Genomic DNA, 13,719 nt, shown 5'->3' with positions numbered 1-13,719 from the left:
TTGACCACAATTATTTTTGGATAAATTGGCTTTTAATTAAGGATATTTGGCTCTAATTCTCGCCAAACTTTCATTTAACTATTTCTAGCTTCGTTTTATACCAAAAAGAAACAGTCCTAGTTTTACGCTGGGACTTTTTTTTGTGATAATTGAATTTTTTCAATTTATATTAAGGAGTTAGGTTGAATACTCAAATTTTAAAGCGGGAGTGGCTTTTTAACACCAGACAAGATCTTTTGGCAGGGGCAGTAGTAGGACTGGCATTGATTCCAGAAGCGATCGCTTTTTCAATCATTGCTGGAGTCGATCCCAAAGTAGGACTCTATACTTCATTTATTATTGCTGTTATAACAGCTTTTTTGGGGGGAAGACCAGGATCGATTTCGGCTGCGACAGGAGCGATGGCACTGTTGATGATCGATCTAGTTAAGGATCATGGTTTACAGTATCTTTTGGCAGCCACTTTTTTAACAGGAGTATTACAGGTAATATTTGGAGTACTAAAACTAGGTCGACAAATGAAATATGTACCTAGGGCGGTGATGATTGGTTATATCAATGCCTTAGCTGTGTTAATTTTCTTGGCGCAGTTACCTCAACTAACTAATGTCCCCGTAACGGTCTATATCCTAACGGTTCTTTCCTTGGCAATTATTTATATTTTGCCTCGCTTTACCAAAGCCGTTCCTTCTCCCCTGGTGGCTTTAGCAGTAATGACCATAGCTGCGATCGCACTCAAGCTAGATGTTCCTACTGTGGGAGATATGGGAGAGTTACCCACCACACTACCCTTATTTGCCTTGCCTCAAGTGCCATTTAATCTGGAAACTTTAAGAATTATTTTCCCCTATTCTTTGACAATGGCGATCGTAGGTTTGTTAGCTTCTTTTCTCACGGCTGCTTTGGTAGACGATCTTACAGATACTCCCAGTGATAAAAACCAAGAAGCCAAAGGGCAAGGTATTGCCAACATTGTGACAGCTTTTTTTGGCGGTATGGCGGGTTGTGGCATGATTGGACAATCGGTAATCAATGTACAATCGGGTGGTCGAGGTAGATTATCAACTCTTTCGGCTGGGGTTTTTCTGTTGTTTGCCATTCTGGTGTTAAAAAATTGGGTCAAACAAATGCCAATGGCTGCCCTCGTTGCCGTGATGATTATGGTTTCGATTGGGACTTTTCGTTGGTCATCTTTTAAAAATATTCCCCGCATTCCTCGCACCGAAACGGTAGTGATGTTAACTACCATGTTTGTCACTATTTTTACTCGTAATTTTGCTCTGGGAGTAGCAACCGGAATTGTCATGAGTACGGTATTCTTTTCCCGTAAGATTGCTTTGTTAGTTTTTGTGGATAAAGTATTAAGTGATGATGGAACTCACCGCATTTATAAAGTAGCTGGTCAAATTTTCTTTTTATCGAAAGAAGATTTTTTACAATCCTTTGATTTTAGGGAACTAGTTGATCGCGTTACCATTGATTTAACTCAGGCTCACCTTTGGGATCAAGGAGCAGTGGAAGTAGTTGATAAAGCAGTCAATAAATTTCGTCGGAATGGTGCAGACGTAGAAGTGGTTGGTTTGAATGAAGCCAGTGCAACTTTATTTGACCGATTGGCAATTAATAAAGAATCCGTAGTCATAAAAAATCAAAACTTTGAACCATGAACAAAATTTTACTTTGTACCGATGGTTCGGCTTTTGCCGAAAATCTCTACCGTTATGGAGCATGGTTTGCTACTCGCCTACAGGCAGAAGTGGATGTTCTCTGCGTAAGCGATATTCGCACTCAACAAGCAGTGTCTACAGAAAACTTAAGCGGTACGATTGGCATTGATGCTTCAGAAAATTTACTCAATCATTTGGTGAAATTGGAACATGAACAAGCTAAGATCAATCACCAACGAGCAAAGTTAGTTTTGCAAGCAGCAGCCCAAAACCTTAAAGCAGAAGGAGTAAACCAGATTAATCTTCTCCACGAAACGGGTTTTCTAGTCGATTGTTTGGCAAAATTTGAGGCTGATTGCGATCTGGTTTTGTTAGGAAAAAGAGGTGAAACAACTAGTTCGACTTCTGGACAATTGGGAGCAAATTTAGAAGCAGTTGTTCGCAGTAGTCAGAAACCCTGCTTAGTAACTTCTCCCCAATTTAAACCAATAGAACGTGTTCTGATTGCCTATGATGGTAGTTCAAATTGCCGAAAAATTATGCAATTTATCGCAGATTCTTGCGTATTTGATGGTTTAGAACTGCATATTGTTACTGTTGCTAAGAGTAGAGAAGAACCATCAGCGATCGCTTTAATTGAGGAAGCAAGGCAATTGGCACAACAGGCTGGATTTGAACCAATTTGTTATTTACTAGAAGGACATTCCGAACCAAAACTTTCGCAGTATATTACTGAACAAGACATTAATTTATTGTTGATGGGTGCTTACGGACATAACCGAATTCGTCATTTAGTAATCGGTAGTACTACGGCTCAAATGTTTAAAAGCAGTCATATTCCCGTTTTATTATTTCGATGATCATGGTGAGTTAATTTTCCTTTTATTGGTAACAAATTTATGAATTCTCGATTTAAAAAATATTTTAAGTTCATTCACCATCCCAAATTTTGCCTACTGATAAATATAATTTGGACATTATCAATTGGTTATCTTGACTATCTAATTTTATTAGATATATCTCTTTCTAATGTTTATCTGTTACCAATAATTTCCACTACCTGGTTGACCAATAGATTTTATGGTTTTATCATATCGATTTTAGCAGCCTGTTTATGGCTATTTGCTGAATTAATAGCTAAAGATCATGCCTATAGTATTACTATTTGGAATGGTTTAGTTGATTTAAGCATTTTTATCCTTATTACCTATATATTGTCCCAATTAAAATTAGCCTATGAACAGGAAAAATATTGGGCAAGATATGATGGTTTAACAGGTATTTATAATCGTCGATTCGGTCTTAATTTATTAGCTACAGAAATTAATCGCTCTCGTCGGTTTAAGCATTCTTTTAGTGTAGCCTATTTCGATCTAGATAATTTTAAACAAGTTAATGATCGCCTAGGTCACCAAGCTGGTGATAACTTATTAAAAGAAATAATTAAAATTATCCGAAAATCCATTCGTGGCTATGATTTGTTAATTCGTTTGGGTGGAGATGAAGTACTATTAGTCTTACCCAAAAGCAATTATAATAACACTCAACAAGTAATTGAGCGGATTCAAACTTTAATTAACCAGAACATACAAATTAAGTTTTCATCTGTAAGTCTTAGTGTCGGTGTAGCAACTTTTTTAGATGTACCCAGATCGATTGATGACATTCTTGAGAAAGCAGATGCTTTAATGTATTTAGTTAAACAACGAGGTAAAAATGGAATTGAACATCAAATATTTTAGCTCTTCATAAATAAATCGATTAATTGTAAAAAGTATTTTATTGTTTATAAGTGTTTCTACCCCTGAAAAATCCAGTCACGAACCCTTTACTTGTTTTCAAACCAAGCTTTCGCTCTTCTCAAAAATCAGGTGTTGAATTTTGACATAAAGATAATTTTTATTTTTTTTATTATTGTTCTATAATTAATTAAATTAAAAACAAAATTTTTAAGTAGTTGACTTAACGTGAAAAATTTCTTAGTCAAAAAACTTAAATTAGTAAAATATTTTACAGCCATTCAAACTTTATGGCTCAAAAAAGCTATGGTTAATTTAAACCAGATTAAAAATTTAGTTGAAAAAACTGTCCAAAGTCCCAGAATACCTGGTCAGTGTCCCCCATAAAATATTTTGAGCAAAATTTATCTAGTTAAACCTTCATTTCTTTCCAGCTTCAAAAAGTAGAAATAAGGTCGGTAAATATTTAAACTTTAGTGACAAAACTGAGATGGCTCAGTGAATTAATTTTTGGATTAACTCAAAGATTAATTTACTTTCTTTAAATCGCTTTCCCAAAATCATCTATTTATAAGATAAAAAATTTGTGACCAGTAAATTTTTTCTAATTTTAATTAGAATTTTGCTCAATTGCATAATTATTTAATCACTTTTTTATTTATGAATAAGTTAAAACTAACTCAATTATTTTTGAAAGAGTTTCAGTGGAAAACACCAATATTAACAACTTTATTAGGCTGGATTCCTTCTTTACCTGGATTAGGATTAAGATATTTATTCTACCCTTTTATCTTTAAAAAAATGGGTCGTTCGGTCAAGATTTATCCTGATGTAAGATTAAAAAATGCTCAAAATATTGAAATAGGATTTGGAGTTGTTCTTCATCAAGGAGTCGAAATAAATCTAAATTCAGATAATGAACTAAAAATTGGCGATCGCGTTAATTTAGCTAGAGATGTGGGGATTAGTTGTACCGAGGAGCAAAATAAAATTGAGTTAGATAATGTAGTTAGTTTAGACCGAGGTGTGGAACTAAGGGCGCACGGTGGCGGTCAGATTTACATTGGAGAGAGAACGTATGTCGGGCCATATACTTGCATTTCTGGATATGGAACAATTTCTATTGGTAAAGACTGTTTGATCGCTTCCCATTGCTCTATTTATGCCCACAATTACATATTTTCTGACCCTAATAAAACGATTAAAGAACAAGGTTTTGTCAGTAAAGGTATTGCAATAGAAGATGATTGCTGGCTAGGTAGTGGAGTCAAGGTAGTTGATGGAGTGACTATTGGTAAAGGTAGTGTAATCGCAGCAGGATCAGTTGTGATGAAAAATATACCTCCCTATTCAATTGCTGCCGGATTTCCAGCAAAAGTAATAGCTAAAAGAGAAAGTAATGAATTGAGTTTAGTCTAAAAAAAAATTTTAGATTAATTATCAAATCTTCCTGAATTACATGTCTGGCAATAGTTAGAAACTTTATCAATATTTTTTATGGAATCACTGTTAAAAGAATTCACAACCTCTTTAGTAAAACAACTGACACCAGAGATAAAAAAAAGAATTATTCGTAAAGCTCTGCTTTCCCGTTTTCTAGAAGAAAAATTATTAGAATTATATAGTCAAGGAAAATTATTTGGTACAGTTCATACTTGCATTGGACAAGAGTTTTCTGGAGCAGTAATTACAGAATTTTTGCAACCAGGAGACTCAATTTTTTCTAATCATCGCTGTCACGGTCATTTTCTTTCTTGGACAGAGAATGTCACAGGTTTGATCGCAGAGATTATGGGCAAACAGGCTGGTGTTTGTAGTGGCAGAGGTGGCAGTCAGCATTTATGTCAAGATGGCTTTTTCTCTAATGGTATTCAAGGCGGGATCGTTCCCGTTGCCACTGGATTGGCTTTTGCTCGTAAGTTAGATGGTAAGGGTAAAATTGCTACCGTTTTTATCGGTGATGGTACTTTAGGGGAGGGAGTTATTTATGAGGCTTTTAATCTAGCAGCTAAATGGGAATTACCCCTGTTAGTAGTACTGGAAAATAACGGTTATGCTCAGTCTACTTGCCAAACAGAAACTTTAGCTGGAGATATCTGCGATCGCGCTGCTGCCTTTGGTATTGGTACTGCGAAAGGAGATACCTGGAACTGGGAACAACTGTATGCGATCGCCGATGATCTAGTTAACTACGTTAGAGATGAGGGTAAACCTGCTTTCTTGCAAATAGATACTTTCCGCCTCAAGGCACACTCCAAGGGAGATGATAATCGACCCCGTAGCGTAGTCGAACCTTACGAACAAAAAGATCCTCTCAATCTCTTGTTAGCTGAATCTAATCCAGAAATAATCGCACTGCAACAGGAAATCGAACAGTTAATTGACAAAGCAGTAGCAGAGGCAGAAGCTTCTCCCTATCCAGAGGTAAAATTGCCAACTATCCAAGAACAAAAAATTGAATGGCAAGAAGCAACTGTTAGCAAACAGCGATTAGTCAAAGCTATAAATCAAACCTTTAAAGATTTAATGCAGGAACAGCCAAAAATGCTGTTTATCGGAGAAGATGTTAAATCTCCTTATGGTGGGGCATTTAAAGTAGCGCAAGAACTCTCGGATTTATTTGCCGAACGGGTTTTTAATACTCCAATTTCGGAAGCAGCCATTGTTGGTTTGTCTACTGGTTTAGCTATGGAAGGATACTATCCTTTCGTTGAAATCATGTTCGGTGATTTTACCACCTTGATCTTGGATCAGATTCTCAACCATGCCAGCAAGTTCCGCTATATGTACGACGAGAAAGTTACAGCCAACGCGGTCATTCGCACGCCGATGGGAGGAGGCAGGGGTTATGGCCCTACTCACAGTCAAACCTTAGACCGTCATTTTTTAGGCATTCCAGGCTTAAGAGTTATTGCAATTAATAATTTGCTCGAACCTAAACCAATCTACCAAACAATCCTGGAAACTAGCCTAGATACTACTCTAGTCATCGAAAATAAATTACTTTATTCCCAATATTTGCGGCAGGAATTACCAGAAGGCTTCAAGCGGTTCGTTAGTAACGAACCTCTTCCCACTGTTTGGCTTAAACCAGAAACAGTTGCCGTAGATGTTACTCTAATTGGCTATGGTGGCATGAGTGAAACTTTAGTCAAAGTTTGCGATCGCCTGTTTGAAGAACACGACTTAATTGCCCAAATTATCTGTCCGACACAGATTTATCCTTTTAACATCAAACCTTGCTTAGAAATTATTGCCCAAAGTAGAATACTCGCGATCGTTGAAGAAGGGCAAGGGTTTGCTGGATTTGGGGCCGAAATCGTCGCTCAACTAGCTGAAGCAGATGCTTCCTTCTTATCCAAAGTAACTAGAATTGTACCTCCAGCCACCTCCATTCCTGCTTCTGGTTCAGTGGAGAAAGATATTTTACCTAATGTCGACAAGATAATTGCTGCGATCGTGGAAATGTAAGAGCGAACGGCTGTTCGCCCTTACTTCATGCAGGTAAACACCATTTTTCCCATAAATTTATGAAACAAGAAATATTAGTCCCACGAGTTAATACAAATGATAATGAAGTCGAACTCGTCCATTGGTATGTAGAGGATAAGCAGTTTGTCGAAGTCGGACAAGAAATTGCCGATGTCGAATCCTCTAAAGCAGTAATGAGTATTGAATCGGAAGCTTCTGGCTATATTGTAACTTCTGCCAAAGTGGGAGATAGTATCCGGGTTGGTGCGCCTCTGGCTACTATTTATACAGAACTAGCGGAATTAGAAGCAGATTTAAACGGCGATAGGGTGGTAGAATCCTCTCCTTCTGTTGGCGAACCCATTTTTGAATCAGTTGTTAATAATGGTGCTGTTTCAACTGAGTTAGATTTAGCAGACATCAGAAAACCCGAACGGGATTTAGTAACTACCACAGCTAAACCATCTTTTGGTTTTACCCGTTTTTCTCCTTCAGCTAAAGAATACCTCAAACAGCATAATCTCGATGCCAGTCAGTTTGAAGGCATGGGTTTAGTTTCTGTCGAGGCGATTGAGCAAATTTTGGGCAAAAAATCTAAACCTATAACTCCTGCCAATGGCGATCGCTCAAATACGGTAATTACTACCACTCCTACTAACAATAATCTCCGTTCTGAAAAAGTTAGTAAAGCCAAGCAAATTGAAATCAACTTACTCAGTGCAGGGCAAGCAGGAGGAATTAATAGTTTCTTAACCGTGCAATTTAATTCGGCTGCTATTAGGCAAACTTTGGTTGAAACTGGCTCGCTTAACGGTCAAATCTTACCTTTAATTCTGTTTGAATTTTCTCGCCTCTTAGAAGAATATCCCGTTTTTAATGCCTATTATGAAGCAGGGAGAATTTATTATTATGATCGCATTGACATTGGCTTAGCGATGGATTTAGGCAAAGGCTTGAAAGTTCCCATCCTTCGCAATTCCAATCTGCTGTCTCCTGTAGAAATACAAGATAAAGTTACTAACTACGCTACTCAGTATCTAGATAATCGCCTCGATCCTGTTGATTTAATAGGAGGAACTGTTACCGTAACCGATCTTTCCAATGAAGGAATTCTGCATTTTCAACCTTTGCTGAATCAAAATCAAGCAATTATTCTGGGTATTGGCGGAGATAGTAGTATTGAAGGTTATCCGCTCACTTTAACTGTCGTATTCGATCATCGTCTTTCTGCGGGAAGAGAGGTAGCTTCTTTCCTCAACGAATTAAAAAAACGCCTTCTAAGCTACGCTTTATCGAACTTACCCGAAACACAAAAGCTAGCAAAAACGAAAAACGTGCAATGCAGTAAGTGTTTAATCGATTTGCATTCTTTATATCAAAAATATGGCTCGGAAGCTTTAATGCAACTTCACATTAACGAACAAGGGGAAACCGATTATATCTGTCACGTTTGTTTAGGAGGATTTTAAAGATGGAAAAAGTAGTAGAAATCGTCGCTAAAATTGCTGGAAAATCCGCAACTCAAGTATTACCCGAAACTAGCTTGGGTTCTTTAGGTATTACTTCTTCAATTCAAATTTTAAAAATTCAAAGTGCTTTAGAACGGCAATATCAGCAAAAATTACCCTTTTTAGGCGATAGTTGGACGGTAGAACGCATTGCTGCTCAAGTTGGTGTAGCTTCTCTTCCTGCTAAGGCAAACGGTGCTATTGCTCAACCAAACACTGCTGCCAACTTTAATGGCAACACGGCTCAAATACAACCCGTTAATTTATCAAATGTTTCAATTGGCGTAGATATTGAAGAGATAAATAATTTACCCGACACTTCCAATTATCGCACCCACGAATTTTATCAAACCCTTTTTAGTTCCGAAGAAATATCTTATGCTTTACTCAAAAACGAACCAAAGCTGCATCTTTGCGGAATCTTTTGTGCTAAAGAAGCCCTCAAAAAAGCTGCCCCTGAATTAATTAATCTACGCATGGAAGAAATTAGAGTCACTCATCAACAAGGTAGACCTTTAATTACGACAAGCGATCTTACTATTAATTCTACTTTTAATTTTCAAGTAAGTATCAGTCATGCTTCTAACTACGCTGTAGCAATGGTGTTGGCAATTAAATTAAATTAATCAAATATGATGATATTTTCTGTCTAATTGTTCACGGTAAGCAACGCATTACGGCAGATACTGCCCTTCGTTTAGCTCGTTATTTTAATATGTCACCACGGTTTTGGTTGGGATTACAAATGGATTACGATCTAGACGTAGTTGAAGATGAAATCGGAGAGCGATTAAACAAGGAAGTAGCTGTTTTGACCAGTAAACAAGAATATAACTAAAAAATATGCAAGAATATCTGCAAAACAGTGAAATTATTGACTGGCAGCATCCAGAAATTTTAAAACTTGCCAAGAAAATTGCCTCAGAATATCAAACACGCGAAGAAATAGCAAAAGCTTGCTTTGAGTGGGTTCGAGATGAGATTTATCACAGCGTTGACTATCAAATGAATCCAGTTACCTGTCGTGCTTCGGATGTACTCTACTACAAAACAGGATATTGCTACGCAAAAAGTCACCTTTTAGCAGCGTTGCTACGGGCAAATAACATCCCCGCAGGATTTTGCTATCAAAGATTAAGTATTGACGACCGAGGTGAGCCTTATAGTTTACACGGTTTTAACGCAGTTTATTTATCTAAAATTGGTTGGTATCGTATTGATGCCAGGGGAAATCGAGAAGGCGTTAATGCTCAGTTTACTCCACCTCATGAAAAGTTAGCTTTCAAAATTCAGTTTTCCGAAGAAGCAGATTTTCCAGCCGTACTCTCAGAACCGCTTCAAGTTGTCGTGAAGGCATTACAAACTCAAAGTACATGGGATGAGATGCTTTGTAATCTTCCCGATATTTTTTTAAAAGATGCAGAAAACTTTGGTTTAGATAAAACGAACTTGATATGAAAAGTTTACTCGATAATAATTTTAATAATTCAGTTGTAGCTAAAATAGCTGACATTGGCATTAATATAACCAAAAAAATTTATTGTTCTCTATCCCATATTTGGGAACGGGGTTTATTTTACAAACTTAGATTTAATTTGAGTCAAAGCACGATACCCAATCCCCTAAAACTAGTTCAAACTAATTCCCAATCCAATCTTTCGATAGGGAAAGAGGAAACAATTGTCGTAGTTGGTATTGGCATTGCTGCATTTTCCTTTCTGCGCGCTTTGCATCGTCTCGGTTATCAACAAGTCAAAATTGTTGCTCGCGATAATTTTTTTGGAGGTAAATGCGTTAATAATGGCTGTATGCCTTCAGAATATTACACCGCCTATCGTCATCAAACACCAACATCAATAGTCGAGCAAGGACAGCAGTTTGTTTCTTCTCTGCGTCAAATTACTCAACAAAGTTTCCAAGAACTTGGTTATCCTATCATTTCAGGAGAAGTAACGACAGTAAAAAATAAAGAAATCCTCTTAAAAACGGGAGAGAAAATAAGTTTCGACCGTTTAGTTTTAGCTACAGGCAATCAAATAAAGGAATTTCCTTGGCTAGAAAATACTTGTTCCCTACAAGATTTTTGGACAATTACCGATGGCAAATTAGTTATTGTTTCTGAAGGCAATCTCGCCTCTTTATCCTATGCCGATATTGCGTGCGATCGCGTACGCGCCTGCGGAGCAGATCGCAGTATTGACACTACAGTTATATTTACATCTAATCCCCCACTTACTCATTTACCATCCTGGCAGTATTTTCGACGAGAATTAGAAAAAAGAGGTATTAAAATTATCGTTCCTGCCAAAATTCAAGAATGTAAACCCAATAATTTAACAATTAAAGTTCGAGGTAAATTAGAAACTATTTCTTTCGATCATCTACTATATGACGGCGTACCAGAGTTGAATTTACCCGAAATAGATGGCAAGACTAAAACAATTTTAGACCTCGATCTTCAACAAGCTAATGTAATTGGTCGTCCGGATATCTATGTATTAGGTGATGCTTCCGGTTTTCTTTCCGCGACAGAAGCAGAATTACAGGGTAAAAAATTAGCTCGTGCTTGGTCTAGTGGTGAAACAATTAAAATAACTGATTTTGAACGTTTACCTCTTAGATTGCACGCTCGTAAATCTTTAGCTATAGTCGGTTCTCCCTGGACACTTCTATCTCCCCAATGGCGATCGCTTGATTTTAAGGGATTAGGTTGGTCAGCAGTTTATAATGAAACTGGCAAACTCTGGTATTTATACAACTCCTCAGAACAAAAAGTCGAGGCAATTCATATCTGTCATCGAGATGCTTCAGAGTTAATTGCTTTAGCTTCAGTATTAATTGAACTCCCCGTAACTGATTCTCGCTGGTTGAGTTGTTCTGTTCATCCGAGTGCTGCGGAAATTTTTAAGTTATTGATTGAAGATATAGAAGCTATTACTGATAAAAACCAGCAAAATGGTTCTTTATTAGGAACTCAATCTCCTAATACAGATAATAGCAGCGATATTCTCCGCTTACCCCCACTATCTCAGTGGAATCAAAATTCTCTTTATCAAACAGCATTTTCTGCCGAAGAGCGATCGCTTGGTATTTTAGACCGCAATCCTCAGTTATACTTTGCCATTCTCTTAGGAATTAAACATCTGTTAAAACATGATCAAAAGTCAGAAACTATTCTATTAAGATGTTCTTCGGAAGGTCATTATTTTGTGTCGGGAATAGATTTTAATTATGAAGTTAATGAAACTTCTGCTGCTGTTACCGTTAGTATTCAAGAGAAGCAAGTAACGTTATTTTCTTCAGTTTAGTCTGGTTAATTTCTATAACTAGTATTTTACTAGTATTTATATCTTGAAGATGCCTAATAATTGATTAATTAACTTGATTATTACGATACCAAGTGTCTAAAGCCATTTGATGGATTATTCGCCATGGTTGATGATGTTTTCTAGCTAAATTAGCACAGTCTTCGTATTCTGGTTGAATATTAATAATTTGTTTTGCTTGTTCTTGTTTTTGACTAGCAATTTTTATTCTAACTGCACCATATTGAGTTGTAATTGTTTGAATTTCTCTGTCTAAAACACTTCTTTGTTGACTAAAGCGACGAATGCCTAAAGTAGTAGTTTCTCTAAAGATAATTTCTTCACAAATAACTGCTTGCTCTGGATGACAAATAACAGTTAATAAAATACCCGAACGAGATTTTTTCATGCCTATGGCTTGAGTAAAAACATCCAAAGCACCTACTGCTAATAATTGTTCTAAAGTATAAGCGATCGCTTGAGGATTAAGATCATCAATTTGTGTTTCTAAAACTGTAATTTCTTCTTGGGTGATCGTTTGATTGGTAATGGTGTTTTCTTGTTCATCAATAGTTCCTAACCATAACCGCAAAATATTTGGCAGAGGTAAATCTAAAGAACCAGCACCCAAACCAATCTTTTCAATTGTCATTGCTGGCGGATCACCAAAACGAGTCGCTAAAGTCGTCGCGATCGCTGCTCCTGTAGGCGTAACTAACTCTTTTTTGATACCATTATTATAAACTGGTACTTTTCTTAATTCCCATAACTTTAAAACCGCAGGCACAGGAACGGGTAATAACCCATGCTCCGCTTTAACCATACCACCGCCTGTAGGCATAGCCGAACAGTATAAACGCTCAATTCCCAACCAATCTAAACCTAAACAAGTTCCCACAATATCTACAATGGCATCGGTTGCACCCACCTCATGAAAATGTACTTTTTCTGGAGCAATGCCGTGTACTGCCCCTTCTGCGATCGCTAATTGGTGAAAAATTTGCAAACTCCAATCAGTTACTCGTGGTGGTAAACCAGCAGTGGTAATAATTTGTGTAATTTCTGGTAAATGTCTAGCATGATGATGATTATGTTTAGTTGCTAATTGTAAATCAATATGAACTTTTGTTGCTAATTGTCCTTGACGATGAACTTGTTCACTCCTTAATTGATATTCCTGAGAAATACTAAGACTGTTCAATCGATCTATTAAATACTCCCAAGGAAGACCTAAATCTATCAATGCTCCCAAACACATATCACCAGCGATTCCGGTGGGACATTCTAAATAAACACACTTTACCATTACTACTATTCAAAGGATTTTAATTATCAAAGCTGATAAACATATTTTCTCATTATTAGGAATTGAACATGGCTACTATTTACGAACTAAATCCCTATAATCCTCAACCTCGTTCGATTGAAGCAATTGCCACTGCTTTAAAAAAAGGTGCAGTAATGTTATATCCTACCGATACTGTTTATGCGATCGGTTGCGATCTTAATGCTAAATCTGCGGTAGAACGAGTCAGAAAAATTAAACAAATGTCCAATGATAAACCCCTGACTTTTATCTCTTCTTCGTTATCAAATATTTCTCAATATGCTTGGGTAAGCGATCGCGCCTATAGAATTATGAAACATTTAATTCCAGGTGCGTATACTTTTTTACTTCCTGCCACCAAATTAGTACCGAAATTAGTAATGAGTCCAAAACGAAAAACTACGGGTATTCGCGTACCAGATCATCAAGTGTGTCAAGACTTATTAAAAGCTTTAGACAATCCCATTATTTCTACTTCGGCTCATCTACCGAACCAAGAAGGAGAATTTCCAACAATTGGCGTAGAAAAAGCTAGATTATTTGATGTTTTAGATAAATCTGTCGATCTTATCCTTGATAATGGTGTAGAACCAGGATTTCAATTATCAACAATTTTAGATTTGACTACTGAAGAACCAATGATCATTCGCAAGGGTTTAGGTTGGGAAGAAGCAGAAAATTGGTTATCTGTTTTGAGTTAAA

At 36.9% G+C, this 13,719-nt stretch carries 11 protein-coding genes and 1 pseudogene; 11 read left to right on the top strand and 1 reads right to left on the bottom strand.

From position 1 onward, the window contains the following. Positions 1 to 182 precede the first annotated feature (182 nt). The 10 genes and pseudogenes from STA7437_RS02070 to STA7437_RS02025 all read left to right on the top strand — a co-directional run bounded on the left by STA7437_RS02070 (position 183) and on the right by STA7437_RS02025 (position 11,693). A complete protein-coding gene (locus STA7437_RS02070; RefSeq protein ID WP_015191708.1) occupies positions 183 to 1,667 on the top strand; it encodes a SulP family inorganic anion transporter in 1,485 nt (494 codons plus the stop codon). Next, positions 1,664 to 2,527 carry a universal stress protein gene (locus tag STA7437_RS02065; protein WP_015191707.1) on the top strand — a complete coding sequence of 288 codons (864 nt, stop codon included), beginning with the start codon at positions 1,664 to 1,666 and terminating at the stop codon, positions 2,525 to 2,527. Before STA7437_RS02070 ends, STA7437_RS02065 begins: the two co-directional genes overlap by 4 nt. Before the next feature lie 39 nt (positions 2,528 to 2,566). Continuing rightward, positions 2,567 to 3,409: a GGDEF domain-containing protein gene (locus STA7437_RS02060; RefSeq protein ID WP_015191706.1), complete on the top strand. Its 843-nt coding sequence runs from the start codon at positions 2,567 to 2,569 to the stop codon at positions 3,407 to 3,409. 657 nt (positions 3,410 to 4,066) lie between these two features. Next, entirely contained in the window at positions 4,067 to 4,825 is a 759-nt protein-coding gene (locus STA7437_RS02055) for an acyltransferase (RefSeq protein WP_015191704.1), read from the top strand. A 78-nt stretch (positions 4,826 to 4,903) separates the two neighbouring features. Further along, positions 4,904 to 6,877 (top strand): dehydrogenase E1 component subunit alpha/beta, encoded by a 1,974-nt coding sequence (locus STA7437_RS02050; protein WP_015191703.1) that lies wholly within the window; start codon positions 4,904 to 4,906, stop codon positions 6,875 to 6,877. A 59-nt stretch (positions 6,878 to 6,936) separates the two neighbouring features. Beyond that, positions 6,937 to 8,346, top strand: a complete 1,410-nt coding sequence (locus tag STA7437_RS02045) for a 2-oxo acid dehydrogenase subunit E2 (protein WP_015191702.1) — start codon at positions 6,937 to 6,939, stop codon at positions 8,344 to 8,346. A 2-nt stretch (positions 8,347 to 8,348) separates the two neighbouring features. Beyond that, positions 8,349 to 9,011 carry a 4'-phosphopantetheinyl transferase superfamily protein gene (locus STA7437_RS24600; RefSeq protein WP_015191701.1) on the top strand — a complete coding sequence of 221 codons (663 nt, stop codon included), beginning with the start codon at positions 8,349 to 8,351 and terminating at the stop codon, positions 9,009 to 9,011. Between the two features lie 26 nt (positions 9,012 to 9,037). Continuing rightward, positions 9,038 to 9,223, top strand: a pseudogene (locus STA7437_RS27320) (HigA family addiction module antitoxin); the annotation flags it as partial. A 5-nt stretch (positions 9,224 to 9,228) separates the two neighbouring features. After that, positions 9,229 to 9,843: a transglutaminase-like domain-containing protein gene (locus STA7437_RS02030; protein ID WP_015191700.1), complete on the top strand. Its 615-nt coding sequence runs from the start codon at positions 9,229 to 9,231 to the stop codon at positions 9,841 to 9,843. Further along, a complete protein-coding gene (locus tag STA7437_RS02025) occupies positions 9,840 to 11,693 on the top strand; it encodes an FAD-dependent oxidoreductase (protein WP_015191699.1) in 1,854 nt (617 codons plus the stop codon). The genes STA7437_RS02030 and STA7437_RS02025 overlap by 4 nt, the downstream gene beginning before the upstream one ends. 64 nt (positions 11,694 to 11,757) lie before the next feature. On the opposite strand, the gene larC is transcribed toward STA7437_RS02025, so the two are convergent. Beyond that, positions 11,758 to 12,996 carry a nickel pincer cofactor biosynthesis protein LarC gene (gene larC, locus STA7437_RS02020; RefSeq protein WP_015191698.1) on the bottom strand — a complete coding sequence of 413 codons (1,239 nt, stop codon included), beginning with the start codon at positions 12,994 to 12,996 and terminating at the stop codon, positions 11,758 to 11,760. A gap of 68 nt (positions 12,997 to 13,064) precedes the next feature. Between larC and STA7437_RS02015 the strand changes: the two genes are divergently transcribed. Then, positions 13,065 to 13,718 (top strand): L-threonylcarbamoyladenylate synthase, encoded by a 654-nt coding sequence (locus tag STA7437_RS02015; protein WP_015191697.1) that lies wholly within the window; start codon positions 13,065 to 13,067, stop codon positions 13,716 to 13,718. Position 13,719: the final 1 nt, after the last annotated feature.

The sequence above is a fragment of the Stanieria cyanosphaera PCC 7437 genome, assembly GCF_000317575.1.
Lineage (GTDB): Bacteria > Cyanobacteriota > Cyanobacteriia > Cyanobacteriales > Xenococcaceae > Stanieria > Stanieria cyanosphaera.
This window is presented reverse-complemented; position numbering and strand designations above follow the sequence as displayed.

What these genes read in the sequence shown, in the direction of transcription:
- STA7437_RS02065 (WP_015191707.1), top strand. Translation starts at nt 1,664, where the DNA reads ATGAACAAAATTTTACTTTGTACCGATGGTTCGGCTTTTGCCGAAAAT.
- STA7437_RS02060 (WP_015191706.1), top strand. Translation starts at nt 2,567, where the DNA reads ATGAATTCTCGATTTAAAAAATATTTTAAGTTCATTCACCATCCCAAA.
- STA7437_RS02055 (WP_015191704.1), top strand. Translation starts at nt 4,067, where the DNA reads ATGAATAAGTTAAAACTAACTCAATTATTTTTGAAAGAGTTTCAGTGG.
- STA7437_RS02050 (WP_015191703.1), top strand. Translation starts at nt 4,904, where the DNA reads ATGGAATCACTGTTAAAAGAATTCACAACCTCTTTAGTAAAACAACTG.
- STA7437_RS02045 (WP_015191702.1), top strand. Translation starts at nt 6,937, where the DNA reads ATGAAACAAGAAATATTAGTCCCACGAGTTAATACAAATGATAATGAA.
- STA7437_RS24600 (WP_015191701.1), top strand. Translation starts at nt 8,349, where the DNA reads ATGGAAAAAGTAGTAGAAATCGTCGCTAAAATTGCTGGAAAATCCGCA.
- STA7437_RS02030 (WP_015191700.1), top strand. Translation starts at nt 9,229, where the DNA reads ATGCAAGAATATCTGCAAAACAGTGAAATTATTGACTGGCAGCATCCA.
- STA7437_RS02025 (WP_015191699.1), top strand. Translation starts at nt 9,840, where the DNA reads ATGAAAAGTTTACTCGATAATAATTTTAATAATTCAGTTGTAGCTAAA.
- larC (WP_015191698.1), bottom strand. Translation starts at nt 12,996, where the DNA reads ATGGTAAAGTGTGTTTATTTAGAATGTCCCACCGGAATCGCTGGTGAT.
- STA7437_RS02015 (WP_015191697.1), top strand. Translation starts at nt 13,065, where the DNA reads ATGGCTACTATTTACGAACTAAATCCCTATAATCCTCAACCTCGTTCG.